Source organism: Mycobacterium riyadhense (assembly GCF_963853645.1).
Classification (GTDB): domain Bacteria; phylum Actinomycetota; class Actinomycetes; order Mycobacteriales; family Mycobacteriaceae; genus Mycobacterium; species Mycobacterium riyadhense.
Genome location: NZ_OY970456.1, coordinates 5,350,785 through 5,377,009 on the forward strand (window position 1 = coordinate 5,350,785; position 26,225 = coordinate 5,377,009).

Here is a 26,225-nt window from a genome sequence, read left to right on the forward strand (position 1 = left end):
AACAAGTCGACAAATCAGGATCCAGTATACGACAAAACAGGAGTACAGTGACGGTGTGGTGCATGATGATGCTGGTCACGAGCTGATCGAGCGGCACATGCTGGAACAGTTGCGCGAGGTCGCAGAGTACACACGTATCGTACTGGTCAATGGTCCACGGCAGGCTGGTAAGACGACGCTCCTTCAACAGCTCCACGCTGAGCTGGGCGGATGGCTGCGTTCGTTGGATGTTGACGTCGAACGCGCGTCGGCGCGAGCCGATCCGGACGGGTACGTCATATCCGCGCCGCGCCCGACGTTCATAGACGAGGTCCAGCGCGCCGGGGATCCGTTGATCCTGGCGATCAAGGCGGCGACCGATCGTGACCGTCGGCCCGCACAGTTCTTCCTGTCGGGGTCGACCCGATTCCTGACGGTGCCGACGATCTCGGAATCACTGGCCGGACGCGTCGCGATCCTCGACCTCTGGCCGCCGTCTGTCGCTGAGCGTGCAGGTGTCCGGGCGGAGATCATTGCGCAACTGCTCACCGAACCCCAAGTGGTCCTGGGCATGGAGCCCGCCCCCGTCACGCGACATGAGTACCTGCAGCTGGCCTGCACGGGTGGCTTTCCGGAAGTTGTGCAGCGGCCGGCGGGTCGCGCCCGCAGCCGGTGGTTCTCGGATTATCTGCGCACGGTGACGCAGCGCGACGTGCGTGAGCTGAAGCAGATCGAGCAGACGGAGCGCCTGCCGCGGTTCATGCGCTACCTGGCCGCCATCACAGCGCAGGAGCTGAACGTGGCCGAAGCGGCGCGGGTCATCGGGGTCGACGCGGGGACGATCCGTTCGGATCTCGCGTTGTTCGAGACGGTCTATCTGGTACATCGCCTTCCCGCCTGGTCTCGGAATCTGACCGCAAAGATCAAGAAGCGGTCCAAGATCCACGTCGTCGACAGCGGCTTCGCGGCCTGGTTACGCGGGCAACGCCCCGACTCCCTGGCCAGGCCAACCGCCGAGGGCGCGGGGCCGATCATGGAAACATTCGTGATCAACGAGCTGATGAAGCTACGTGCGGTGGCCGATCTCGAGGTTGACCTGTATCACTTTCGCGATCGAGACGGACGGGAAATCGACTGCATCCTCCAGACACCAGACGGTCGCGTCGTCGGTGCCGAAGTCAAGGCCTCGGCGACAGTGAACGCCCATGATTTCCGACACTTGTCCTTCGCGCGCGACCGACTCGGCGACGAATTCATCACCGGCGTTGTCTTCTACACCGGTGCCCGGGCCCTGCCGTTCGGCGACCGGTTGATGGCTCTACCCATCAATCTCCTCTGGAACGGACAATCCCTCTCCAACCGGTAACCCGCATGCCCACTTGCCTTACAGCAAACACAGGTTCGGCCACCAATCATCGCGGGCAAGGGTCCATAGACCGGAGTCGCACCGCGAGTCGCGGCATTGCTCGCCTTATCAAGGCTCTAGTAGCTTCGTAGCCGATTCACCGCGTCGTGATCGCCGCTGCCGTTCGGCAGCTGCCACAATCCGAGGAATGGTGAACGTGCGGCCGCGCCGTCATCGAATGCGCAAGCCGGTCCGCTTGGACTCTGCGCGGCAGTGGGTTCGCTCTGGGTCCCGGATCACCGTTGGAACATACGCGAGACGTTATGGCGTCGACCGATACACCGCCTATGACGAACTCAACGCAATCGGGTTTCCGCTTCCGGCCAGCGCCCAGAAATGGGCGCAGCGACCACCCCCGGTACCGCGCAAACGCCGGCGCACCGATGAGGTCAACGACGCTGAAATGGACTGGGTCTGGGTCGGCGACCGTCGAATGTTTGTCGTCGACTACACGCCCGGCGGCGCGCCATTCGGCTGTTACGAAGACGACTTCACCGAATTCCCGTAGACGGCATGCGCCTATCGGCGTCATCGGCACCGTCTTCACCACGCTGTCAATCGGCTCGTTCTCTCCTCCCGTTCACCATCGGCAGGAGCGGTAATCGTATAGCCCAGCGACTCGAGTTCGGCCACAGCGCAACCGGGCGAGTCACGCACCACAGCGCGAGTCTGGATACGTCGCCACCTTGCCCGGCCCTCACGGATCGATTCCTCCCACCCTTCACCGCCTTCGAAGCCGCAATCACAAATCAAGAACTCGATGATGTCCTCCAGGCACGGGCGGAACCTCTCACCGCCCATCGGGATGTGTAGCGACTCGATGCTGTGTGGTGTCTTGTGGTCGAGGCGAGACAAGATATGCGACAGTGCACCACGGTGTGCCGTCAACTGAACATGTGACCTCGGCTTGCTCCGCGCGTCACGGTCGTAGTCCCACCGGATGATCGGAGCCCGGTCCACCTTGGCCTTCAGGACGAACGACGAGTGCTCCACCGCGATGTGAGTACCGTACGAGTCCACACAGAGCTTGTAGTTCGCTGATAGTTCGGCCAAACCACCCTCCAGACCATCGCCAGGGCCCCGCAGCGGCAGGGTGGCATCCACGACAGAACGCAGCCGATCCGCCGAGGCCATTGTGAGGTCGATCGTCCATCCCGTTGGGAAGCAATTGGCAGCATTCGCGACGTCGTCGACGAATGCATCTACCTCATCATTGAAAGCGTCATGCGTCAGCGCCATCGCTGCTTAGGAACTTGTCTCGCCCAAGAGAAACGCGATTGATTCAAGCTGCTCCCACGCGTCATGTTCGTCGCCGACGAGTGCGTAATTCATGGCCCGGTCGCGTACCTCCGCCAACGTCATACCCAGCTTCTCAAGGATCAGATCCCGGCGGGCTCGAAGTTCGTCGTCGGACAGCGCCGCAATCCTCGTCATCTGACCTCTCCAACCAGTAGCCAGCACGATGTCACCAGTGTTGCACCTGGTGTGTCGCGTTTGTCGCACATTGTCGCGCCTGTCATGACATCCATAGTGCGCGAATCGACCGACAAACTTCACCCCGAGGTAGCGGAAATCAACAGGGATACTACCCGTCTGCACCATTGCCGAATACCCGGTGACCAGCGAAAACACCTGGTAGCCGTTGCTCGACCCAATGCCAGTCGATTCGCTCCTGTTCGAGGCGAACTCGTTCCCCCAATCCGTCCCCGACCAGTTCCGAATAAAGGTCCCGCTCGTCAGGCGTCAGTCGCGTGAGGACCGACTTGGCCGGACGATCTTCGGTCACCCATCGGTCGCGATGGTCGAGCAGCGTCTCACGGTCCATCAGCACCGAGCGCGCTCGTGGGAGCCACGCCCGTAGACGGTCGAGAATGGCGAATCCGTGGGTATCGATGTCTCCCCAGTACAGGATGTCGGCTCCTGTCAGCAGTCGCAGCCGCCCGACCCCGTCGACTTCGAACCCTTTGCCCCAAATCACGACGCCGTCTTCAGGGACCTCGACACTCAGATAGCTGATCTCGTTCTCGACGATGACCGCGACCCGCGGGTCGACCGTGAGCTGTGCCAACTCTTCGGAACGCACCGCCAACTCAGAGAGCGTCGGGCCGGGGAAACCCAGCGAGGGCGAGGGCCGCAGCCGAACCAATCCCGGCTTCGACCGAAGACCCAGACCCGCAACGAATCCCGATGCTGTCGACGAAACGCCAAGCATCGCCGCCAAAACCGGTCGGTGCCTCTCGGCGAACTTAGTGTCAACGCCGGGCGCACTGATCTCGCGCAGATACCGATTCGATTGCCGGTGACCGTCGAGCCAAACGTAGGCAGCGATCAGCTGTGACATCTCAGGTCCGAGGCTAAGCGCGCGATGCGGATGCTCAACGACCCACTCTCGAACCCGCGGATGTTGATCTGCGAGAACCAGAAGCTCGTCGAAACGACGGACCAAGCTCCCCACGCCCAACAGCGCCCAAGCCTGCTCGATGGAAGACACCACCGCGCGAACAGGCAGCCGATTACGGCCGATCTGCCTGCCACCGATCGATTGCCACTGAAGTGAGTATCGGCCGTCGTCACGACGGCCGGCGTCAAGCGCAGCCACCCAGTCGCGCGCCGCGGCGATGTCGTCACCGACCTGCGACGGCTTGGGGCCACGAAGCGGCACCTCGATCGGCTCAAACGCATCACCGTCGGCGTACGCACGCAATAGCGACCCGTCATCCCACCGCCGTCTGACCCTGGCAGCAATGTCATCTGGTGTCGTCCACCCGGCGCTCATGGCCGCCGTCCGTCACGTCGTTTCCGGTACTCCTCGATCGTCATCGTCTGCAGACGCGAGTAAGTTCCGGTCGGATTGTCGACGAATCCGATCGCCTTCACGTACGGCTCGATGACGTGAACCTTCTGCAACGGCGTGATGATGAGAAGTTGCAGTCCGAGCGTCGCGAAGAGGTCCAGTGCGTAGCGCGTCGAGACATCCGAACCGCGCCCGAATGCTTCGTCGATGACCGCGAACCGGAAGTCGCGTGACTGCTCGGCACCCCACTCGAGCCCAAACTGGTAGGCAAGCGACGCCGCCAGGATCGTGTAGGCGAGCTTCTCCTTCTGGCCCCCGGACTTGCCGTCGGAGTCGCTGTAGTGCTCCCACTCGAGGTCGGTCTCGACGTCGCGCTCGGAGGCCGAGAAGACGAACCAGTTACGCACGTCGGTGACCCTTCGGGTCCAGTTCTTGTCGGCTTCGGCGTAGCCATCGCGGCCGCGGAAGCGCTCGATGATCCGCTTCACGTCGAGGAAACGCTGCTCAGAGTACTGGTCGCCGTCAACTGCAAGGCTGTCATTGGTCAGGTTGCGCAAGTCTGAACGGAACTGGGCGACATCCTGATTCGTGGTGGGTTCCTTCTCCAGTTTGATGAAATGACCGGGGTTGTAGGGCACCGCGCCGAGCGCCTCGTTGATGCGGTGGACCCGTTCGTCGATCACTGACGCCTGCCGGTTGAGCCAGTTGTTGAACCCCGCCAGCTCCTGGATGGCGTTCTTGTTGAGCTGTTCTTTGAACTCGCTCTCGAACCGCGGCAGATCGTCGGTCGCGACACGTTCGCGGAACGCCAGGAAGTCATGGCGGGCCTCGACATTGGCGTCCATGTCCGCGCGCAACTCAGGCCACCGGCGCAGGACTTCAGCCATGTACTGACCCAGGTTTTGTCCGTAGCCGCCGAGTTCCCGGGTGAGTTTCTCGATACGCCGATGGAGATCGGCAGACAAGCTCGTCTCGGTCTCGGCGCAGTCCGCCGCGCGCGTCGGACGGTGTTGCCCGAGGCGTTCATCGAGGGCCGCATACGACGCGCGGGCAGTTACCAGCTCTTGCTCCGGCTGCGCTTCAATAAATTCGTCGTCGCGCCTTTTGTCTTGCTCTGCTTGGGTTTTCTCCGCGGCCGTGGTGGCGAGCCTGCCAGTGAGTTTCTTAATCAGCTCCGCTACGGCGACAGCCTGCTCGGCGTTGCGGTTCAGTGCGTGGGTGATCTCCTCCAGTCGCGATGAGCCAGTCTGTAGCCGAATCCGTTCGGCGTCATGTTCGCTCGCGCGCGTCTCGGCCTCGTCAACGTCAAGGTCGAGCCAGGAGCGAAATCCTTCGACACGAAGAAGCGCGTCCAGTTTTCCCTGCAGAGCCTGTCCCTGCTCGGTGAGCCTCGCGAGCTGAGTCTCGGCCGTTTCGCGCTCTACCTCTAGCTCGGCGAGCTCGGTACGCAGCGCGGCGATCTTTCGTTCGTTGGCCCAGCCGAGGACCCACCGCCGGGGGTCGTCGACACGATGGCGGTCGTCTTTCTCGTGGCGCTCGCCGGAGCGCACTTGACCCTCACGGGTGACAGCCCGCCGCTGACTGCGGAACTCCTCAAGACTTGCTGTACAACGGAAGTCGGCCCGTTTCGTGAGTTCATTAACGAGGTATTCGCGGAACGGGCCGTCCTTGACGTCGACGCACTCAGCTAGTAGCAGCCCGTCATGCTCCGGCGGCTGGAGGCGAACCCGTTGCCGGGAAACCCTTTCGTAGACCAGCTTAGCTCCGATCACCTTGCCACCGCGGCCGTGAAATGTAAGCCGTCGACCGTTCACCCACGCGGCGACAGCGTCGTAGTGCTGCTGTGGCACCAAGAGCGAGAGGGCGAACCCACGCAGCACTCGTTCGGCTGCGCCCCGCCAATCGGAGTGCTCATCGAATACGTCGAGGAGTTCGCCCGCGTAAGGCAGGTCCTCGGGTGTCAGCCGCAGTGCCGCGCACAGCTCTGCGCGCACCTCCACCTGCTCGACGGGCAGGTTGCTGGTGCGTTGCTCCAGGCTCGCGAGTTCCTCGGCGATGACGTCGCACTTCCGTTGTAGCTCCCGCTCACGCCCGATCGCGTCGGCAGAGGCTGCGTCCACATCTCGTTTGGCGGCGGCAAGCCGCGAGCGTTCGGCGGACACCAGCGCCGACAGCGCCGCGAACTCCTCGCTGTCAGCGACCGGATCCAGCCCTGCGTCGGAGACCGCGGCGTCGAACAACGTCCGTGTGCGACGGCGTGTTTCGGCCTGGACTCGGGCCTCAGTGGCAAGTCGCTCCAGCTCCCCGATCCGATCCCCGCCGGCCTTGGCGCGCTCCTCGATGAGGGATTCGCGTTCATGGTTGAGCTTCTGTTGTTTGGCTTCGGCGGCGTCCTGCTCCCGCCACAGGGCAGATCCTTGCGTCTCAAGCCGTTCGATCTCGCCGGCAAGCAGCTTCGACCGAAGCTCTGCGATATAGAGCCGGGCGGCGGATCGCTCGCGCTCTCGAGTGTCGCGCTCGGCGAGCGCCGCGTCGTACTTCGCCGCCGTCTGTACTACGGGCTCAAGAGCGTCGAGTTGCTCCCGCGCCCGCTTGACCGCATCGTGTGCCTTGGTGAGGTCCTCGAAGTGGGCAATGATGTCGCGGACACGGTCGGTCGAATCGCTCGGTTCCAGCATGTGGTCACGCACGAAGTCGTTGAGGTTGCCAACCGACTTCATCGAGACGGTTTGGTGGAACAGCTCGAGTGCTTGCTCCGATCGGATTCCAAGTAGCCGACGCAACGAGGTTGCGTACTTGGGGAATTCGTCGAAGATGTCCGCTCCGGCGGCACGCAGCCGCTTACGCAGATCACGCAGATCGGAACCAAAGTCGGCGAAGTCCGACGCGATCGACAGTTCTTTTGTAGCGGTGACGAAGAACCGGTAGGGCTGTCCGGTGCTCTCGCGCTGCTGGAAAACCTGGGCCAAGGTGACCGTCTCGTCGTAGCCATGGTTGGTGAAGACCCCGAGAATCACCGAGTATGTTCGCCCGTTCTCGCGCAGCCCCTTGGCGCGGGATTTCCCGGTGGCCTCGTTTCGCTCCGACTTGTAGTGGCCCTCAACGTACGAGCGCAGGGTGCGTTCCCTGGCGTCGGCACCGGCGGCCTTGTTATAGGCGGCCCTGTGGGACGGCACCAATAACGTGGTGATTGCGTCGACGATCGTCGACTTGCCCGAGCCGATGTCACCGGTTAGCAGCGCGGTATCGGTGTTGGGAGTGAACCGCCAGACCTGGGAGTCGAACGTGCCCCAGTTCAACACCTCCGCGCCCTGCAAGCGGTAGCCCGCCCGTCGCGTATCACCGAGTTCGACCGTGGAAGAGGGTGTTTCACTCATCGTTGGCCACCGCTCCCGCGTACTCGCGCAGCTTGGCCGAAAAGTCTGACAGGGTCTGGGCGTCGACGTACGCCTTGAGGATTCGCCGTACCTCCCACTGGTCGCGTTGACCGCGCAACTGACGCAAGAAGCCGAGTTCGGCGGCCTTCTTGACCGTCGCCTCCGCCTGCTCCACGACTCGTGCGTCGTTCGTGGACTCAGCCTGGAAAAGCCGCAGCATCTCAACGATCTGGTCGGTGGTGAGAACCAATCGACCCTCACCGCCTGTCGTCTCGAACTCGACGAGCCGTTTGCGCAACAGCACCAGGAGCAGGCTGACGTTGTACGTCAGTGCCCGCCTGCGCACCAGACGCGGCAGCACCTCATCGCCGTCTTCGGACGGCCGGGAGCGAAGATAGGCGTAGCCCTCGGCGTCATCGACCACCACGTCGACGCCGATGGTGCCGAAATGGTCTCGCACGCCAGCGCCCGAACGTTCCAGCGTCAGCCAGGTGTCCTCGTCCGACTCGCGGTAGACGACCCCTTGCATCAACCGGATGATGGCGCTGGCGATTGCATGCTCGTTGCTCATCGTCGCCGCACCGTCACCTTCGGCAGCCTCGCTCGCTTGGTGCAATCCGGGTCGGCGGGGTCGGAGTACTCCAGGAGCGTCTCACCGGCGTCGTCCATGTCGACCGCCACGTCCTCGTCGTTGAGTGCGAGGTAGCCGACGATCTCTGCCGCACCCTGCTCGATGGGGTGTACCGCGACCACGTCGGACAAGAGAGCCGAAGAGTTCTCAGGCAGAACATCGCGGATGGTCTCGATCAAGCGTGCCTGGTCGATGAAGGTCTGCGTGAAGAGAAGGTCGGTGTCGACCTCCTCGGACGCCGATGGGATGACGCTCTCCACCGCGACCGCCGCGGGCGGCTGATAGAGCGGACGCTCAAAAGGAAGCGCGATCTCGATGCCTGGCTGATCGAGTTCAAGCCCGAAGGTCGGCGGGTTGTCGCGCAGTTCCAGAGCAACACTCTCTACTGCCCGGACCAAGTCGACGACACGCCGGTTCTCCAGCCAAACCTGGTCATCGAGGAAGCGGCGCAGTTGTTCGGATATCTGCCGGACAGTGCGCTGCGCTCGATCGGCAGCTTCAGACCAATCGTGGTGAATACCGCGAATCCGATCGTCGGCTTCGATGGTCTCGAGGGTAGAAACCTTGGCCAGGAGATCGGCAAGTTCGGCCTGGCGCGACTCGGAGAGAAGGAAGTCGTAGAACGCTTGGAAGCTCCGACCCTGGTCTGAGCCTGTGATCTCGGAGCGGCTTCCGACCAGCTCGGCGAGCAGTTCGCCCTTGGACCCCTCCCAGGCCGCGATCTTCTCTCGCGCGGCACGGTCCAGGCCGCGGAAATTCTCTTCAACCTCGCGAAAGTCCGAGAGCAGTTCCCGCGCGGTGGTGGCGAGCTGTTGGTAGCGGTCGCGGACTCCGGTCGCGTCCAGCACCTGAACAACCCCGGCCTCGACGGCCGCCATCTCGGCGTCGAGTTCGTCGCGGCGGCGCCGCAATTCGGCCAGCCGGACATCGGGTTCAACTTCGGTTCCGTGCACGATCTGTCGCAGCAGATCGACCACGGTGTGCAACCTGGACTCGGTCCCCACGAACGACCTGCCTTTGAGGCCAATGACCCACGCGTATGCCTTCTCGAACGCCGGTGTGACCTCGTAGTGGACTTCGTCATCGCCGGTTGGGTAGAACCGCCGCAGATACCCCGTGCCGGTGGCCGCCCAGTCCTCCAAATAGGACCGAGCGTCTTTCGGGAACCGTTCCTGCCCGTTCTCGGTCGAGATCTCGATGTTCAGCGCGTACATGTGGTCGTCCAACGCGGCCGCGACCTGGCTCACTGGGCAGGCGCCACGGTTGCCCTCGACGAAAAACATCCCAAGGAAGGACAAAATCAGCGTGGAGTTGCCGGCACGCAGCAGTCGCCAAGCGGGATGCCGCTCCCGCAGTGCGTCAATCGTTGCGTATTCCACCAGCAAAGCTTATGGAATCCCACCGACAGATTCGGGCGCACTCGCCCACCAGCACACGCGTGCGAGTTTGCGATTGAGGCCGAGATTGCCGATATCCGCCAACTCATTCCGCGACTGGCCACCCGGCGCGTCGCCGATCTCGCCTAACGCGGAAATCGGTCCCACACGCCGACAATCCGCCGTGGGCCAACAGCATTATCGACCGGGCGTCTGGACCATGTTCACCCACCGGATCAGAAACACCGGTAGTCCCTCGACTGGCAACACGGTCGTCGCTTCAACGTGGCACCGACAACCGCCTATCACGAAATACGTTATTCCACTTGGCTTTTAGTGGTTCTCGCTGATTCGCCAGGCGCCCGACCCGTCGGCGCTATGCCGGCGGATTTCGCCGCGTCTTGTTCACCAATCCCTTCTCGACGCCCCTGCCGCCGTCGCAAGACCTGACTCAACCGCTTACCGGCCCGTGCCGAGGAACCGCATATCAGAGCCGTGCGGTTCCAACGAGGACCTTCAGATATGCGAGCGGAAGGTCCCAACGTGTGGCGGATTTCGGCGGATGAAATGCAACCGCCAGCTGTAGTCAGCCCCACCAAAACACCCTTGAACTGCGCACATCCTCGTGGCCAGGGTCGTGATCGAACCGCCGACCTTCCGGTTCCCGGCGGATACTTGGCGGATTTTCGGCCCGACCATGCCCGACGTCCGAGCCCATTCGAGTCCGGAAAATATAGGTTGACCAGCGAATTCAACCCTAGTGGCCAGGGGCGGGATCGAACCGCCGACCTTCCGCTTTTCAGGCGGACGCTCATACCGACTGAGCTACCTGGCCGGAAGGCAGCATGTGCCTCGCCGCATTGGCGACCCTGACGGGACTTGAACCCGCGACCTCCGCCGTGACAGGGCGGCGCGCTAACCAACTGCGCCACAGGGCCTTGCTGTGCTGTACCAGCAGCACCGCGTAGCAGAGTACCCCCTACGGGATTCGAACCCGCGTTACCGCCTTGAAAGGGCGGCGTCCTAGGCCGTCTAGACGAAGGGGGCCAGAACCGAATCTCTCCGGGGCACTCGCAACGTGGTAACCGTTGGGAGCCACGTCAGCTTAGGTCACCCCGGGCCCAATCCTCAAACGAGCTCCGTGTGACTACGCAGTATTCTGAACCTCCGCGGCCCCTATAGCTCAGTTGGTAGAGCTACGGACTTTTAATCCGCAGGTCCCAGGTTCGAGTCCTGGTGGGGGCACTGAGCAGGGGCGCCGAGCACGGGCTGTCGCGTTCCTGCGGTTGCGCGACCAGGCGTCTCCTCAGCCACGTTGCAAATCTGAAAGCACCGACCGATAGGACGCCTGCCGAATGCACGGTCAGGTGGCGTTCGGACGCTCACACCGCTTGGCTATGCTCGCGACATGCTTCCCGACACAAATCAGGATGGAATCCAACCCAACGCGCCCGTCGCCCTGGTGACCATGGAAATCCGTCACCCGGCAACGGATTCCCTCAGCGAATCGGCGAGCCGGGAGTTTAAGCAGCTGCTCATCAATGACTTGCCGATCGAACGGCAGGCGCAGGACCTCAGTTGGGGCATGACAACGCCAGGTGCGCCCCCGACGCCCGTTGCGGATCGCTTCGTCCGCTACGTCAACCGGGACAACACGGCTGCCGCCTCCCTGAAGAACCAGGCCGTGGTCGTCGAGACCAGCGCCTACAGCAGCTTTGAGACTTTTAGCGACCTTGTGTTGCGGGTCGCCGACGCCCGTGCGCAAGTCTCGTCAATCGTTGGGGTCGAGCGCATCGGTCTGCGCTACGTCCTTGAAATCCGAGTCCCAACGGGTTTCGACGGCCGCGTCGAATGGAGCAACTGGATCGACGAACAACTGCTGGGACCGCAGCGCTTCACTCCCGGCGGCCTAGCCTTGACGGAGTGGCAGGGTGCCGCGGTCTTCCGCGAGGCGCAACCTGGGAAGTCGCTCATCGTGCGCTACGGCCCCGGTGTCGGCCAGGCCCTCGATCCCAGTTACCACCTGCGCCGCACCACGCCGACCCAAACCGGGCCATTCTTCCTCATGGACATCGACAGCTTCTGGACTCCACCAAGCGGTTCCATACCCGAATACAACCGAGAGGCGTTGATCTCGACATTCCAGGACTTGTATGGCCCGGCGCGTGTGGTGTTCCAGGACATGATCACCAGCCGCCTGAAAGACGAGCTGCTACGCCAATAGGTCCGGTCAGGCCCCGGAAGGTCTAGGCGCGAACACCCCGCTGCTGTAGGTGACATCGGCAAAGGCCTCAGCGAGTTCATCGTCGGGGTAGACAAAGCCGTTTGCCTCGTGCAGCTCCTTGACCGTGTGGGACGAAGTCTGCCAGCCGTTGCGAGCCAGATGGTCGATGATGTGGCTGCGCTTGCCGTGGTAAACGAGATCGTTGAAGTCGACCTCGAACCCGAGTTCACTCATCCGGTCATGGTGTGAGCGCCATCGCTCATCGGCGAAAATCGCTGTGTCAGGCACGAATTCAAACGCCAGCCGGCTGTCTTGAGCACTCAAAGCGGTGATGTTGTCGAATAGCCCGTCCTGTGCTTCGTCGGGCAAATAGACGAGCAGGCCCTCGGCGCTCCATACGGCCGGAGATTTCGGGTCAAATCCTGCCGCCCGCAAGGCCGCTGCCCAGTCATCGCGCAAGTCGACAGCAACCGTCCGTCGCTCGGCGGTCGGCTCGGCGCCGAGACCGCTCAGCGTCGAGGTCTTGAACTCGATCACCTCCGGCATGTCGACCTCGTAGACGACGGTGCCGGCCGGCCACGGCAATCGGTAGGCGCGCGCGTCGAGACCGGACGCGAGAATCACCGCCTGGCAAATTCCGCGCTTGGTGGCGTCAAGAAAGAACTGGTCGTAGAACCTGGTCCGACAGGCCATGCCCCTGGCCATCCGCGCCGGATCGAACTCGGAGTCCTCCTCGACGGGAATCTGCCCGTCCACCAACCGAACGTAAACGTCCATACCCACCGCTCGCACCAGCGGTGCCGCGTACGGGTCATCGATGAACGAATATTCCGGGTCAGAAGCCAGCGCCCGCTGCGCGGCGACCATCGTTGCCGTAGCTCCGACACTGGTCGCCAGATCCCAGCTATCACGATCGGTGCGCACCATGCTGCTCCTCTATATAGATAACCTAGTTAGTATCCCAGGTCTCCCGACGACACCGCCGACTACCCTTTCGAGGGTGACCGACTTCGCCCAACGGACCATCGATCTTGCGCGCCAGAACGTCGCCGATGGCGGCCGCCCGTTCGCGACGGTCATCGTCAAAGATGGCGAGGTACTCGCCGAGAGCGCCAATAAGGTTGCTCAAACCAACGACCCGACCGCTCACGCCGAAATCCTGGCCATTCGTCAGGCGTGCACCAAGCTGGGCACCGAGCATCTCGTTGGTAGCACCATCTATGTGCTGGCTCATCCCTGCCCGATGTGCCTGGGATCGCTTTATTACTGCTCCCCCGACGAAGTCGTGTTTCTCACGTCGCGCGACGCGTACGAGCCGCACTACGTCGACGACCGCAAGTATTTCGAGCTCGCCACGTTCTACGCCGAGTTCGCCAAGGAGTGGCGGGACCGACGCCTCCCGATGCGCTACGAACCCCGACCCGCCGCAGTAGACGTCTACCGGTTCTGGCAAGAGCGCAACGGCGGTAGCCGCACCGCGACCGTCATCCCGGCCGGGTAGCGCGCCATCGCATCGGCACAGCGGCCGACAGCGCATCGCGCTATTGTCTGCGTATGCATGCAGATAATAGACCTCATCGGTTGCCGGATGACCAGGTCGGCCTGGTGGTCGAGGTGTTCCGGATGCTGGCCGACGCCACCCGCGTGCAGATTCTGTGGTCGCTGACAAATCACGAGATGTCGGTCAATGAACTCGCCGAGCACGTGGGCAAGCCGGCGCCGTCGGTCTCCCAGCACCTTGCGAAGTTGCGGATGGCACGCCTCGTGCGAACCCGCCGGGACGGAACCACGATCTTCTACAGCCTGGAGAACGAACATGTGCGCCAGCTAGTCATCGACGCCGTGTTCAACGCCGAGCACGCCGGTCCCGGGGTGCCCCGTCACCACCGCGCCGATGCTGGACTGAAAGCGGTCGCCGACGATGCCGGCTAAGCGAATCTAATAGCAACACAACATATTTCCCGCAAGGCGAGACAACCAGGGTCAGACCGTAGGGCAGTAATGCATCGGGTTGTCACGCTCGTCTAGCGGCGGCAGATTGCGCGCGGGCGTCTGCACCAGAGGTGCGTCGGCCGGGATGCGTGCGGTGGCGCGGTCCAAGCCGGCACGGGCCCGCGGGTGCTTGCGGTATCGGCGAGGCACCAAGGCGAAGATCAGACGGACAATGTCGCCGAAGCGTCGGTGCAGCCATTCGTCATGCCGCGACCATCCATAGCCCATCAGCTCGCGGACCGGCCGATCGTAGAGGCCCACCGTCAGCCAAACGATAAACGGCGCCAGCAACTTGCGCTGCGCGGCCCATAACCGATCCGGGATCCGTTGAGCGAACGGAGGCTTGGGCAGTTCGGTAAGATCCAGCACGGCACGTGCGGCGTAGTTGTTCTCCAACACGTTGCGGCACATGTGGTCCCAATAGACCTGGAATTCCTCCCAGGAAGCGGGGACCGGCCGCATGCTCATGCCGTACATCCGATACCAGTCGATGTGTTCGTCGAACAACTGACGCTTCTGCGCATCGGTCAGCCCGCCACAGAAGCGTTCGGCCACATGGATAGTGCCCACAAAGAACGTCGCGTGCGCCCAGTAGAAGACGTCGGGGTTCAGTGCGTGGTAGCGACGGCCGGCGGAGTCGACACCCTTGATGGTGACGTGGTAGTCGCGCACCTCCGCTCCGGTGATCGGTGCCCGGTCGCCGTCGAAAACAACGCCGGCGATCGGGTACAACGACCGCATCAGGCGCGGCCAGCGCTCCCGGAAGAATGTCGAGTGGTCCTCAACCGCCGCACCCAACTGCGGGTGCATGTTCTGCATGGATCCAGCCCACGGGCCTTGTAGCATGCCGCGCCAGTCCCCGAAGTACCGCCACGTCAAGGAATCGGGGCCTAGCGGCGCCGGCGGGGCCTCGTAGCCCAACGACGACACTGGACAGCCGCCGGCCACCGCGTCAGACCCCCGCGGCATTGCAACCTCGCCATCGCCGCCCGCAATTGAGCCCACCTTGGTGCTGGTCAGCGGGCATTGCGCCGACGTATCTTGAGTCACTGTGATTTTCCCCTGCCCTCAGCGTCAGCGTCAGCAGTTCTGACTACACGCGTTGTCACTTTGAGAGTTTAGGAGCGACGTGCAGACGGGTCAAAGACGGGGCCGCTGGTCCGGTGTCCCCCTCGAGGATCGCAACGCGCTTCGTCGCGACAATCTCATCGCTGCCGGCGTGCAGTTGCTCGGCGGGGAAGGCGGCCCCGCGCTGACGGTGCGTGCCGTCTGCCGCAAGGCCGCGCTGACCGAACGCTACTTCTACGAGAGCTTCGCCGACCGGGAACAATTCGTGCGCGCGGTCTACGACGACGTCTGTACCCGCGCGATGGCGACCCTCACGTCCGCCAAGACCCCACGCGAAGCGGTCGAGCAATTTGTTGCGCTGATGGTCGACGATCCGGTGCGCGGGCGCGTGTTGTTATTGGCACCGGCGGTAGAACCAGTCCTGACCCGGTCTGGGGCGGAGTGGATGCCCAACTTCATCGAGTTGCTGCAGCGCAAGCTGTCCCGAATCGTTGATCCTGTTCTGCAGAAATTGGTGGCCACCAGCTTGATCGGCGCCCTAACGGGGCTGTTCACCGCGTATTTGAACGGCCAGTTGGGAGCGAGCCGCGCGCAATTCATTGACTACTGCGTCGACATGCTGCTCAGCACGGCTGCGACCTATGTACCGCGGCGCGAGCACGGCGAGGCCGAGGTCCGGGCTGCGGCCGGGCCACACGACTGATCCAGGTCGCGAGCGAGACCTTGGCGACCCCAGCTTCGCCGTGTCCGCGATTGCGCCTGACGTGCCACGCCGGGACGCAAACTTGATGCTACTGGGAGACACAGATATATTGAGTGCAACCCATAGACACAGATAACTGGAGGGATCATGTCAGCCACGCTGACCGACCTACAGCTGCTGCACGAACTTGAGCCGCTGGTCGAGGAGAAGCTCAACCGGCACCTGAGCATGCACAAGCCCTGGAACCCGCACGACTACATCCCATGGTCGGACGGCAAAAACTTCTATGCTCTCGGCGGCCAGGACTGGGATCCCGAACAGAGCAAGCTTTCCGACGTTGCCCAGGTGGCAATGGTGCAGAACCTCGTCACCGAGGACAACCTGCCGTCTTACCACCGCGAGATCGCGATGAACATGGGCATGGACGGCGCCTGGGGCCAGTGGGTCAACCGCTGGACCGCCGAGGAAAACCGGCACGGCATCGCGTTGCGCGACTACCTGGTGGTGACTCGTTCCGTCGACCCGGTCGAGCTGGAGAAGCTTCGCATAGAGGTAGTCAACCGGGGCTTCAGCCCGGGCCAGAACCACCAGGGTCAATACTTTGCCGAGAGCGTCACCGACTCCGTCCTCTACGTCAGCTTCCAGGAACTGGCCACGCGGATTTCGCACCGCAATACCGGCAAGGCCTGTAACGACCCCGTCGCCGATCAGCTAATGGCTAAGATCTCGGCCGACGAGAACCTGCACATGATCTTCTACCGCGACGTCAGCGAGGCCGCGTTCGACCTCGTTCCCAACCAGGCGATGAAGTCGCTGCACCTGATTCTGAGCCATTTCCAGATGCCCGGCTTCCAGGTACCGGAGTTCCGACGCAAAGCCGTGGTCATCGCCGTAGGGGGGGTCTACGACCCGCGTATCCACCTCGACGAGGTCGTCATGCCGGTGCTGAAGAAATGGCGCATCTTCGAGCGCGAGGACTTCACCGGCGAAGGAGCCAAGTTGCGCGATGATCTTGGCCGGCTGATCAAGGAACTCGAGATGGCCTGCGACAAGTTCGAGGTGTCCAAGCAGCGCCACATCGAGCGGGAAGCCCGTACCGGTAAGAGGGTCACCGCCCACGAGCTGCATAAAACCGCAGGCAAACTGGCGATGAGCCGTCGGTAGCCCGGCGACGATGCAGAGCGCGCAGCGCGATGAGGAAGAGGCGGGCAATCCAACCCAGCCCGGCGACGATGCAGAGCGCGCAGCGCGATGAGGTGGGGGTACCCCCAGCCGCGAAGCGGCGAGGCGGAGAGGCGGGCAATCCAACCCAACCCGGCGTTGCGCATCGGTCCGATTCCGCTCGCCAGCCCGGTTGTGCTGGCCCCGATGGCCGGCGTGACGAACGTCGCATTCCGCACGCTGTGTCGTGAGTTAGAGCAGTCGAGGGTCGGCACGGTCAGCGGACTGTACGTCTGCGAGATGGTGACCGCACGCGCGCTCGTCGAGCGCCATCCGGTGACCATGCACATGACGACGTTCTCCCCGGATGAGTCCCCACGCTCGCTGCAGCTCTACACCGTCGATCCCGAAACCACCTACGCGGCGGCCCGCCTGATCGCCGACGAGGGCCTTGCCGATCACATCGACATGAATTTCGGCTGCCCGGTCCCCAAGGTGACCAAGCGCGGCGGCGGCGCGGCGCTGCCGTTCAAGCGGCGGCTGTTCGGCCAGATCGTCGCCGCGGCGGTCCGTGGCACCGAAGGCACCAATATTCCGGTGACCGTCAAGTTCCGCATCGGCATCGACGACGCTCACCACACGCACCTGGACGCCGGCCGTATCGCTGAAGCCGAAGGTGCTGCCGCGGTCGGCCTGCACGCCCGGACGGCGGCACAGCGCTATTCCGGCACGGCCGATTGGGAGCAGATCGCCCGGCTCAAACAGCAGGTTCGGACGATTCCAGTATTGGGCAACGGCGACATCTACGACGCCAGCGATGCGCTGGCAATGATGGCTACCACCGGGTGCGACGGCGTTGTCATTGGCCGCGGCTGCCTGGGCCGGCCATGGCTTTTTGCCGAGTTATCGGCCGCGTTCACCGGCAACCCACCACCCATCCCGCCGACGCTCGGCGAGGTCGCCGACATCATCCGCCGGCACGGCGCCCTGCTTGCCGCGCATTTCGGCGAAGACAAGGGCATGCGCGATATCCGCAAGCACGTCGGTTGGTATCTACATGGCTTTCCGGCCGGCTCTGCCTTGCGGCGAGCGTTAGCGCTGGTCAAGACGTTGGACGAACTTGACTGTCTGCTGGATCGGCTGGACGGCAATGTCCCGTTCCCGGACGCCGCCACCGGCCCGCGTGGTCGCCAGGGTTCACCCGCCCGGGTTGCCCTGCCCGACGGTTGGCTGAACGATCCCGATGACTGCCATGTGCCCGAAGGGGCCGACGTCATGCATTCGGGTGGTTGAACCGAGACGCTCTTGAAATCGGGTGTGCGACACGAATGTAGGTGCTCGGGATTGCGGCTGGTGGCGCGATAGTCTGGTTGTGGTATAAACAACCAGACTAGGAGCGTGGATGGTGGATCCGTCGTTGGACGATCTGGAGGGGCAGCGGACCAGGCTCTACGAGCAGCTGGCCGCGACGGGCGATTTCCGGCGCGGCTCGATCAGCGAGAACTACCGTCGCTGCGGGAAACCCAACTGCGCGTGCGCGCAACCGGATCACCCCGGGCACGGGCCGCGGTATCTGTGGACGCGCACCGTGGCCGGGCGCGGTACCAAGGGGCGGCAGTTGTCGGCCGAGGAGGTGGACAAGGTGCGCGCCGAGCTGGCCAATTACCACCGCTTCGCGGCGGTGAGCGAGCAGATCGTGGCGGTCAACGAAGCCATCTGTGAGGCGCGCCCGCCCGGTGCGGCCGGCACGGTTTCGTCCACGGTCGACACGCAGGCCGAAAAAGGGGGCTCCGAGAGGCGCTCGAAGCGGAGTTCGCGGCCGAGGTAGACCGGCTGGCCGCGCTGGCCGTGCGGTCGCTGGGTACCTCAGGGGAGGATTTGGAGGCCGTGGAGCTGGCGATCCGCACCGCGATGACCCGGCTCGGTGCCTCGCTGCTAGGCCGATTGCTGGCCGCCGACACCGGCCACCGCGGACCCCGGATCGACTGCAGTGCAGGTCATGCGGCCGAGTTCGTCGGCTACCGGACCAAGACGATCCAGACCGTGCTGGGGCCGGTCGAACTGCGCCGCGCCTACTACCACTGCGGCGGGTGCGGGCGCGGCCTCGTTCCGCGTGACGACGTGCTCGGTGTTACCGGGGCGTCGCTGTCGCCGGGACTGCGCCGGATGGTGGCCCGCGCCGGGGCCGCGCAACCGTTCGCCACCGCGTCCGACCTGCTCGCTGAGCTGGCCGGAATCCGGTTGAACCCCAAGCGGATCGAACGCAGCGCCGAAAACGACGGTGCCGCCGTCGCGGCGCGCATCGCCGCCGAGTCGGCCGCCATCGCGGCCCGCCGGGTGCGCGTGCTGCCACCGGCGGTGCTGCCCGACAAGCTCTACCTCGCCATCGACGGCACCGGCGTGCCGATGGTGCCCGCCGCCACCACCGGGCGTGCCGGCAAGGCCCCCGACGGGCGGGCCCGCACCCGCGAGGTCAAACTCGCCGCCCTGTTCACCCAGACCACCGTCGACACCGACGGCCGGCCAGTGCGCGACCCGGACTCCACCAGCTACCTGGCCAGCTTCGCCCCCGTGGCCGAATTCACCACCCTGGTGGCGGCCGAGGCCCGCCGCCGCGGCGCCGATGCCATCCGCCAACTGGTCGTCCTCGGCGACGGCGCGCCCTGGATCTGGAACCTGGCCACCGCGATCCTGCCCGCGGCCACCCCGATCGTGGACCTCTACCACGCCCGCGAACACCTGCACGCCCTCGCCGCGCACCTCACCGGCGTCCTCGGCGATGAGCACCTGGACTGGTTGGCCGCCCGCCTGGCCGACCTCGACGCCGGCGACATCGAAACCCTGGTCACCCAAACCGAGCGGCTCCTGCCGCAACTACCAGACGACACCGCCCACCAGACGGCAAGAGCACTGCCGTACTTCAAGACCAACGCCCACCGGATGCGCTACGCCTACTTCCGCGCACACGGCATGTTCGTCGGCTCCGGAGTCGTCGAGGCCGGCTGCAAATCCCTCGTCGGCCAGCGACTGAAACTGTCCGGCATGCGCTGGAACATCCCCGGCGCCACCGGCATCCTCACCCTGCGCTGCCAACAGGCCAGCGGTCGCTTCGACCGCATCTGGACCCAGCCGCACAACCAGATCGCCGCCCACGCCACCGCATGACCAGCAGGCCAACGGTTCAACTCAAGATCAACTTCGATTACCTATAAATCTGTCGCACACCCCTTGAAATCGCGTCTTCGCCGATATGTCAGTACGATGTGAGCCTTACGGAACTGCGCAGCGCTGATCAGGTAGCGCTGCGCTCGCGCTTGTGCACAGCACACCTGACGTCCGCATCAGACCTTCGGAGGCCGGTAGGACATGAGTGACGGCGAACACGACGCCACTCGTGGCCTTCGGCGCGCCTTCGGGGCCCGTGCCGATGCTGAATGGCATACCGCACAAGCGCGGCAAACGCCAGGCGCCGCGCCGTGGGAACGGTTCTCTGCGCCGGCGGTCGATATAGATCGCAGCCGACGGTCGGCTCCGCCACCCGAGGAACCCGAAGAACCAAAACAGCCCGAGGACACGTCGAGAGTCGGAAGTCACGTCGGCGGTGGGGTCAGTGTGGCCGAACTGATCGCAAAACTCGGCGCTCCTGTTCCTGCCCATCCCACTCACCATCGCGTCGCCCCGGACCCTGAACCAGGCCCTGAGCCGTCCGACGCCGACGACCAACTGGACACTCAGGTCATCCCCATCCCGGCCTACGCTCTCGAGCTCCAATCGGAGCTTCCCGACCTCGGAGCTACCCACCATCGCGCTGACGACGAGATCCACGTCAACGCCGAACAGCCCACCAAGGCCACGCGCATCCGTCGAACGAAGACGTCCAGGGCGCCGAAAACCCGCAAGTCAAAGCCAACGTCGCGGCGCCGCCCGCTGTTGCTGGCCGGACGCTCGCTGGCGGCGTTGGTTGCCCTGCTGGCTCTGGCCCTGACTGGCGGGGCTTGGCAGTGGAGCGCGTCGAAGAACAGCCGGCTGAACATCGTGAGCGCGCTCGACCCGAGTTCGGGCGACATTGTCGACCCCAACGCGCAGTACGGCGATGAGAACTTCTTGATCGTCGGAATGGACTCTCGCTTGGGTGCGAACGCCAATATCGGCGCCGGCGACACCGAGGATGCGGGTGGCGCGCGGTCGGACACCGTAATGCTGGTCAACATTCCAGCGAATCGCCAACGAGTGGTCGCGGTGTCGTTCCCGCGTGACCTTGCCATCAACCCGATCAAGTGCGAAGCCTGGAACCCTGAGACCGGCAAGTACGGACCCATCTACGACGAGAAGACCGGAACCATGGGTCCCAGGATGGTTTACACCGAGACCAAGCTGAACTCGGCGTTCTCCTTCGGTGGTCCGAAGTGTTTGGTGAAGGTCATTCAAAAGCTGTCGGGGTTGAGCATCAACCGGTTCATCGCGGTCGACTTTGTCGGTTTCGCGCGTATGGTCGAGGCGCTTGGCGGCGTCGAGGTGTGCTCCACCACCCCGTTGCGGGACTACGAATTGGGCACGGTGTTAGATCACGCCGGACGCCAGGTCATCGACGGGCCGACCGCGCTGAATTATGTGCGGGCCCGCCAGGTCACCACCGAGAGCAACGGCGACTACGGGCGCATCAAACGCCAGCAGTTGTTCTTGTCGTCGCTGCTGCGTTCGATGATCTCCGCGGACACCTTGTTGAACCTGAACAAGCTCAACAACGTCGTCAACATGTTTATCGGTAACAGCTACGTCGATAACGTCAAGACCAAAGACCTGGTCGAGCTCGGTCGGTCGCTGCAGCACATGGCGGCCGGGCACGTCACGTTCGTCACGGTGCCCACCGGTGTGACAGACCAGAACGGCGACGAGCCCGCGCGCACGTCCGACATGAAGGCGCTTTTCACCGCGATCATCAACGATGATCCGCTGCCATTGGAAAACGATAACAACGCCCAGATGTTGGGAACCTCCCCAACCTCGGGGCCGACTACCCCGCCCACCACCAAGAAGGCGCCCCCTGGCGCGACGAATGAGACTCAGCGCGAGCAGGTGACAACGACCTCTCCGCAAGAGGTCACGGTTCAGGTCTCCAATGGCACCAGCACCGCCGGCCTGGCCACCGCCGCCGCTAATCAACTGAAACGCAACGGCTTCAACGTGATGACGCCGGACGACTACCCGAGTTCGCTAAAGGCCACGACGGTGTTCTTCGCGCCGGGCAACGAGCAGGCCGCCGCCACTGTGGCCGCGGCGTTCGGCGGTTCAAAGGTCGAGCGGGTTACCGGAATCGGACAGGTGGTTCAGGTCGTCCTGGGCCCAGACTTCAGCTCGGTGACCACGCCCCCGCCCAGCGGCTCCTCGGTCAGCGTTCAGATAAGCCGCAACTCCACCGCCACTCCCACCAGACTCCCCGAAGATCTGACGGTCACTAACGCCGCCGACACTACCTGCGAGTAAAGCCTGGGAAGCGCGGCGGCGTTTCCCGTATCGAGAACGTAGGCTTTGTTCCATGCGGACCGCCTACCATGAGCAACTCTCGGAATTGTCCGAGCGGCTCGGCGAGATGTGCGGGCTGGCAGGGATCGCCATGGAGCGGGCAACACAAGCGTTGTTGCAGGCCGATCTGGTGTTGGCCGAACAGGTGATCTCCGACCATGAGAAGATCGCGAGCCTGAGCACCCGCGCCGAGGAGAGCGCCTTCGTCCTGTTGGCCTTACAGGCACCGGTCGCCGGTGACCTCAGATCTATCGTCAGCGCCATCCAGATGGTGGCCGACATAGACCGCATGGGTGCGCTGGCCCTACACGTCGCCAAGATCGCCCGCCGGCGACATCCCCAACATGCATTGCCAGAAGAGGTCAACGGCTATTTTGCCGAAATGGGCAGGGTCGCAGTCGAATTGGGCAGCAGCGCGCAAGAGGTGGTGCTGTCTCGCGACCCGGAGAAGGCCGCGCGGATCCGCGAAGAAGACGACGCGATGGACGATCTGCACCGGCATTTGTTCACGGTGCTGATGGATCGGGAGTGGAAGCACGGTGTGGCGGCCGCCGTCGACGTTACGTTGCTGGGCCGGTTCTACGAACGCTTCGCCGACCATGCCGTCGAGGTGGCACGCCGCGTCATCTTCCAGGCGACCGGCAGATTCCCCGAGGACGATACGCCGCCCTCTTCGTCGAGCTGACGTTCTACAGCCGCTCTGCCTCGATCACATGCGTGGGCGAGTGCGTCGGAACGACACGCAGCAGTCGAAAGCCGGCGGCCGAGAAGAGCTTCTCGATTTCGGCGCGGGTTCGTTCGCGTCCGCCGTTGTACAAGACCAGCATCTCGAGGTCGAGGAGCTTCGCGAAGCCGGGGGCGTTCCGCCTTGAAAAAGAACGCCTCGGCGGCTTCCCTCTAGGACGAAGTTACGGTGTCCCGCGAAGTTGATTTGCGGTGTGAGCTGGGCCGATGGGTGATTGTTGCGGATCTCTGTAGACAGAAACTACAGCGTGTCGCTGCCACCGACTTGCGAAATTCGCCTGTTAACGTGCATACCCGGACGAGTCAGAGCGGGAGCGGGTAGCACGAAAGTCGAAACATGAACGCGGCCAGAGCAAACGCCTGGCAATACGGTACTTCAGCTTGACGACCTCGACACTGAAACCAGGGCGACGACACGCCGAGAAGGCCCGCCCAGGTTTCAGTTTCGATGCCGGAAGGATGGCTGCGGCCCCACGGTGACCAGTGCTCCCCAGGAGCCCTGTAGCCAGAACGACTCACCCGCTGGTGGGTGAACCAGACCAGCGTTGCGCTCACGACAGGATCGGGCGCAGCGGCGGGCCCGTCGCAGGGAAGCAGCGTGTTGTGACCAAACTCTTCCTTGAAGTGGTCAAGGAACGTCGGCTCATACGCTTGGTCGGAACAGGTGGCCTGTCGCGCGATCATGGTCTTCTGGAACGTATCCGAGAGGGGCCGGATCTGGCGCAGGAAGGCCGCCCGTTTGGCCGGGTCATTCAATGTGCCGTCGTCGACCAGCTGAAATATCGCTCCTTGACTGGCGATGCGCATCCGTTCTTCGTTGCGCTCAATGAGCTCGGCGAGAGACGAAACCCCTTCGGAGTCATCGTTTTTGGCGGCGGTTCGACCGAGCGTAATGGCCAACGCGTCCAGACCATCGCGGGCGGCGACAGCGAGCCGGTAGACACTATTTGCTGGGATGCTGACGGCATCTCCCGCCTTGATGAAGCGGCCGCCGAGAAGGCGTGCAGCGCCACGGAATACGAGGAGTATCGTGTCGTGCGTGGTGCTGCGCTCGACGATCTCGCCTTCGCCGGCCTCCATCCACGCGAGCGAGAACCGCCCTCCGGTGGGTAGCAGCGCCCGCAACCCGCCCGGTTGGAGCCTCACCTAGCCAAAGCGGCCGGAGATGTAATCCTCAGTAGCCTTCTGCGTGGGATTGGAGAAGATCTTCTCGGTGTCGTCGATCTCGACCAGGCGGCCGGGCTTTCCCGCGCCTTCGAGGTTGAAGAATGCCGTCTGGTCACTCACCCGCGCAGCCTGCTGCATGTTGTGAGTCACGATGACGATGGTGTAGTCCTGCTTCAGTTCACTGATCAGCTCTTCGATCGCCATCGTCGAGATGGGGTCCAGCGCCGAGCATGGCTCGTCCATGAGCAACACATCAGGTTGCACCGCGATGGCCCGAGCGATACACAATCGCTGCTGCTGCCCACCGGACAATCCGCCGCCGGGCTTGTCCAACCTGTCCTTGACCTCGTCCCAGAGATTGGCGCCGCGCAGGGAGTATTCGGCCGTGTCGTCGAGCACTTGGCGATTGCGGACACCCTGCAGCTTCAGGCCGGCCACCACATTGTCGCGAATTGACATCGCGGGGAACGGATTAGGTCGTTGAAACACCATCCCGATTGCCCGACGCACCCCGACGGGGTCAATGCCCGGCGCGTATATATTTTCATCGTCGAGCAGCACCGTGCCTTCGACGCGAGCGCCGGGGATCACCTCATGCATCCGGTTCAGCGTGCGAAGCACCGTAGTTTTGCCGCAGCCCGAAGCGCCAATGAATGCCGTCACGCTGCGCGGCAGAACCGACAGTGACACATCGGCGACCGCGTGAAACGACCCGTAGTAGATGTTGACCTCCTTGAGGTCCAACCGTTTGGCCACTTACGCTCCTGCCGACGACTTCTTACGGGCGAATATCTTCGCGACCGCCATGGCTCCGATATTGGTGGTTGCGACGACCAAGATCAAAGTCAGCGCAGCGCGCAGCCACAAGTTCACCGCACCCGCGTTTGCTGGGTTGGGCGTTGTCACTGTGATCCCGTCGATATTGTCGTCTGCCGAGGCCATCCGGTTGGTCAAACAAGTCAGTGCATCGCGTTGATCGCGGCGACCAGGCGCGCCTTGACTTTATCCGGCAACGGAACGTAACCGGCCGAAGAGAGGCCGGCTTGGCCGTCGTTGACGGCGGTGGTGAGGAATGCCTTGATCGCGGCTGCGGTGTCCGGCTCGTATCCCCCGGAGCACACGATCTCGTAGGTGGCCAGCACCAAGGGGTAGGTATTGGGCTCCCGCAAGCCGTAGATCGAGTTCAGCTCCAGTACGAGATCATGGCCACTGGCCGCGAACGAGACGGCGTCGACGGCATTGCGGGCGGTTTCATCGGTAAGCGGGACCACGCCACCGCCGGTGTTGAGTTGCGCGAATGGCACGCGGGCGTGATCGGCGAAGCCCTTTTCGATGTATCCGATCGCGCCCGAGGTGGTCTGCACCGCCTGGATCACCCCAGCTGACCGTTGCACACCTTCGCCGACGCCGCCGCGAAACTCGGTGCCAACACCCTTGGTCCAACTCTGCGGCGCGGCGGCGGTCAGATACTTCTGAAAGTTGTCGGTGGTTCCCGACGAGTCGTTGCGGTAGATGGGTGTGATCTTAGTGTCGGGTAGCGCCACACCAGGATTGAGTGCGGCCAGTACCGGATCGTTCCACATTCGAATCGCGCCGCTGAAGATCTTGGCCACCGCGTCAGCATCAACGATCAACGTTTGAACGCCAGCCACGTTGTATACCAATGCAATTGGCCCAAACACCAACGGAAGATCCCACGCTGCGTTGCCGTTGCACCGCTTGGCGGCCGGGTCAAGCTGCGCAGCGACCAGTGGCGAGTCCGAGCCGGCGAAATCGACATGGCCGGCGATGAACTGCTCGCGCCCGACGCCCGACCCGGTCGGGTTGTACGACACCTTTTTGCCCGGACACAGCTGGCCCCACACCTGGTTGAACAACGCGATGGCGTTCAGTTGAGCGGTTGAGCCCTCAGCCGTCAACGAATTCTTACCCCCACAGGCAGCCGGGCGGGGGGCTGCTGGCGACATCACCGCGGAGCCGCTCCCATGGTGGTCATCACCGCCGCAGGCGGCGAGAACCCCTCCGCATATCGCCGCAACAACCACCGCCATTGCCCTGCCCACCGTGTCGAGCCTCACCCG

The 26,225-nt window shown here is 63.6% G+C and carries 24 protein-coding genes, 4 tRNA genes and 1 pseudogene; 13 read left to right on the top strand and 16 right to left on the bottom strand.

Translation table 11 applies throughout. From position 1 onward, the window contains the following. Positions 1-55 precede the first annotated feature (55 nt). Positions 56-1,345, top strand: a complete 1,290-nt coding sequence (locus tag AADZ78_RS23555) for an ATP-binding protein (protein ID WP_085251953.1) — start codon at positions 56-58, stop codon at positions 1,343-1,345. Between the two features lie 187 nt (positions 1,346-1,532). Continuing rightward, positions 1,533-1,892 (top strand): hypothetical protein, encoded by a 360-nt coding sequence (locus AADZ78_RS23560; protein ID WP_085251952.1) that lies wholly within the window; start codon positions 1,533-1,535, stop codon positions 1,890-1,892. Positions 1,893-1,927: 35 nt separating this feature from the next. Here AADZ78_RS23560 and AADZ78_RS23565 read toward each other — a convergent pair whose 3' ends face one another. The 9 genes from AADZ78_RS23565 to AADZ78_RS23605 all read right to left on the bottom strand — a co-directional run bounded on the left by AADZ78_RS23565 (position 1,928) and on the right by AADZ78_RS23605 (position 10,609). Continuing rightward, a complete protein-coding gene (locus AADZ78_RS23565) occupies positions 1,928-2,623 on the bottom strand; it encodes a hypothetical protein (RefSeq protein WP_249044894.1) in 696 nt (231 codons plus the stop codon). A gap of 6 nt (positions 2,624-2,629) precedes the next feature. Continuing rightward, entirely contained in the window at positions 2,630-2,818 is a 189-nt protein-coding gene (locus tag AADZ78_RS23570; RefSeq protein WP_085251955.1) for a hypothetical protein, read from the bottom strand. Positions 2,819-2,969: 151 nt separating this feature from the next. Continuing rightward, on the bottom strand, positions 2,970-4,160 hold the full coding sequence (locus AADZ78_RS23575) for a Wadjet anti-phage system protein JetD domain-containing protein (RefSeq protein ID WP_085251951.1): 1,191 nt from the start codon (positions 4,158-4,160) through the stop codon (positions 2,970-2,972). After that, positions 4,157-7,555, bottom strand: a complete 3,399-nt coding sequence (locus tag AADZ78_RS23580; protein WP_085251950.1) for an ATP-binding protein — start codon at positions 7,553-7,555, stop codon at positions 4,157-4,159. Before AADZ78_RS23580 ends, AADZ78_RS23575 begins: the two co-directional genes overlap by 4 nt. Beyond that, positions 7,548-8,126, bottom strand: coding sequence for a DUF4194 domain-containing protein (locus tag AADZ78_RS23585; RefSeq protein ID WP_085251949.1), 579 nt, complete (start codon positions 8,124-8,126; stop codon positions 7,548-7,550). Before AADZ78_RS23585 ends, AADZ78_RS23580 begins: the two co-directional genes overlap by 8 nt. Then, complete coding sequence (locus tag AADZ78_RS23590; RefSeq protein ID WP_085251948.1) at positions 8,123-9,565, bottom strand: DUF3375 domain-containing protein; 1,443 nt, start codon at positions 9,563-9,565, stop codon at positions 8,123-8,125. Before AADZ78_RS23590 ends, AADZ78_RS23585 begins: the two co-directional genes overlap by 4 nt. Positions 9,566-10,323: 758 nt before the next feature. Further along, positions 10,324-10,397: transfer RNA gene (locus AADZ78_RS23595), tRNA-Phe, on the bottom strand. Positions 10,398-10,423: 26 nt separating this feature from the next. Further along, a tRNA-Asp gene (locus tag AADZ78_RS23600) sits at positions 10,424-10,500 on the bottom strand. A 35-nt stretch (positions 10,501-10,535) separates the two neighbouring features. Continuing rightward, positions 10,536-10,609, bottom strand: a tRNA-Glu gene (locus AADZ78_RS23605). A gap of 125 nt (positions 10,610-10,734) precedes the next feature. Between AADZ78_RS23605 and AADZ78_RS23610 the strand changes: the two genes are divergently transcribed. Both AADZ78_RS23610 and AADZ78_RS23615 read left to right on the top strand, forming a co-directional pair. Next, positions 10,735-10,807 (top strand) — tRNA-Lys (locus AADZ78_RS23610). A gap of 163 nt (positions 10,808-10,970) precedes the next feature. After that, positions 10,971-11,786, top strand: coding sequence for a TIGR04255 family protein (locus AADZ78_RS23615; protein ID WP_085251947.1), 816 nt, complete (start codon positions 10,971-10,973; stop codon positions 11,784-11,786). 6 nt (positions 11,787-11,792) lie between these two features. On the opposite strand, the gene AADZ78_RS23620 is transcribed toward AADZ78_RS23615, so the two are convergent. Beyond that, complete coding sequence (locus AADZ78_RS23620) at positions 11,793-12,713, bottom strand: class I SAM-dependent methyltransferase (RefSeq protein WP_085251946.1); 921 nt, start codon at positions 12,711-12,713, stop codon at positions 11,793-11,795. Positions 12,714-12,786: 73 nt separating this feature from the next. On the opposite strand from AADZ78_RS23620, the gene AADZ78_RS23625 reads away from it, so the two are divergent. After that, positions 12,787-13,287 (top strand): nucleoside deaminase, encoded by a 501-nt coding sequence (locus AADZ78_RS23625; protein WP_239656188.1) that lies wholly within the window; start codon positions 12,787-12,789, stop codon positions 13,285-13,287. 53 nt (positions 13,288-13,340) lie between these two features. Next, a complete protein-coding gene (locus tag AADZ78_RS23630) occupies positions 13,341-13,718 on the top strand; it encodes an ArsR/SmtB family transcription factor (protein ID WP_085251945.1) in 378 nt (125 codons plus the stop codon). Between the two features lie 51 nt (positions 13,719-13,769). Here the strand turns inward: AADZ78_RS23630 and AADZ78_RS23635 are convergent, their stop codons facing one another. Beyond that, positions 13,770-14,828 (bottom strand): oxygenase MpaB family protein, encoded by a 1,059-nt coding sequence (locus AADZ78_RS23635; RefSeq protein WP_085251944.1) that lies wholly within the window; start codon positions 14,826-14,828, stop codon positions 13,770-13,772. Positions 14,829-14,907: 79 nt separating this feature from the next. On the opposite strand from AADZ78_RS23635, the gene AADZ78_RS23640 reads away from it, so the two are divergent. From AADZ78_RS23640 to phoU, 7 genes are all read left to right on the top strand, one after another. After that, positions 14,908-15,549, top strand: a complete 642-nt coding sequence (locus tag AADZ78_RS23640; protein ID WP_085251943.1) for a TetR/AcrR family transcriptional regulator — start codon at positions 14,908-14,910, stop codon at positions 15,547-15,549. Positions 15,550-15,696: 147 nt separating this feature from the next. After that, complete coding sequence (gene desA1 / locus AADZ78_RS23645; RefSeq protein ID WP_085251942.1) at positions 15,697-16,713, top strand: acyl-ACP desaturase DesA1; 1,017 nt, start codon at positions 15,697-15,699, stop codon at positions 16,711-16,713. 87 nt (positions 16,714-16,800) lie between these two features. Next, positions 16,801-18,003 (top strand): tRNA dihydrouridine synthase DusB, encoded by a 1,203-nt coding sequence (gene dusB, locus AADZ78_RS23650; protein WP_139828899.1) that lies wholly within the window; start codon positions 16,801-16,803, stop codon positions 18,001-18,003. Positions 18,004-18,112: 109 nt separating this feature from the next. Further along, positions 18,113-18,538 (top strand): DUF6788 family protein, encoded by a 426-nt coding sequence (locus AADZ78_RS23655; protein ID WP_085251679.1) that lies wholly within the window; start codon positions 18,113-18,115, stop codon positions 18,536-18,538. Positions 18,539-18,597: 59 nt separating this feature from the next. Continuing rightward, complete coding sequence (locus AADZ78_RS23660) at positions 18,598-19,875, top strand: ISKra4 family transposase (RefSeq protein ID WP_169726357.1); 1,278 nt, start codon at positions 18,598-18,600, stop codon at positions 19,873-19,875. Between the two features lie 201 nt (positions 19,876-20,076). Continuing rightward, entirely contained in the window at positions 20,077-22,194 is a 2,118-nt protein-coding gene (locus tag AADZ78_RS23665) for an LCP family protein (protein ID WP_239656684.1), read from the top strand. A gap of 52 nt (positions 22,195-22,246) precedes the next feature. Further along, positions 22,247-22,918, top strand: a complete 672-nt coding sequence (phoU, locus tag AADZ78_RS23670; protein WP_085249656.1) for a phosphate signaling complex protein PhoU — start codon at positions 22,247-22,249, stop codon at positions 22,916-22,918. Positions 22,919-22,922: 4 nt separating this feature from the next. Here the strand turns inward: phoU and AADZ78_RS23675 are convergent. The 5 genes and pseudogenes from AADZ78_RS23675 to pstS all read right to left on the bottom strand — a co-directional run. Next, positions 22,923-23,081 (bottom strand): annotated as a pseudogene (locus tag AADZ78_RS23675) (hydroxyneurosporene methyltransferase); the annotation flags it as partial. A 199-nt stretch (positions 23,082-23,280) separates the two neighbouring features. After that, positions 23,281-24,057: a hypothetical protein gene (locus AADZ78_RS23680; RefSeq protein WP_139828581.1), complete on the bottom strand. Its 777-nt coding sequence runs from the start codon at positions 24,055-24,057 to the stop codon at positions 23,281-23,283. A 66-nt stretch (positions 24,058-24,123) separates the two neighbouring features. Then, positions 24,124-24,900 (bottom strand): phosphate ABC transporter ATP-binding protein PstB, encoded by a 777-nt coding sequence (pstB, locus tag AADZ78_RS23685; protein WP_085249654.1) that lies wholly within the window; start codon positions 24,898-24,900, stop codon positions 24,124-24,126. Then, positions 24,901-25,098, bottom strand: a complete 198-nt coding sequence (locus AADZ78_RS23690; protein ID WP_139828580.1) for a hypothetical protein — start codon at positions 25,096-25,098, stop codon at positions 24,901-24,903. A 5-nt stretch (positions 25,099-25,103) separates the two neighbouring features. Beyond that, positions 25,104-26,222, bottom strand: a complete 1,119-nt coding sequence (pstS, locus tag AADZ78_RS23695; protein ID WP_372510545.1) for a phosphate ABC transporter substrate-binding protein PstS — start codon at positions 26,220-26,222, stop codon at positions 25,104-25,106. Positions 26,223-26,225: the final 3 nt, after the last annotated feature.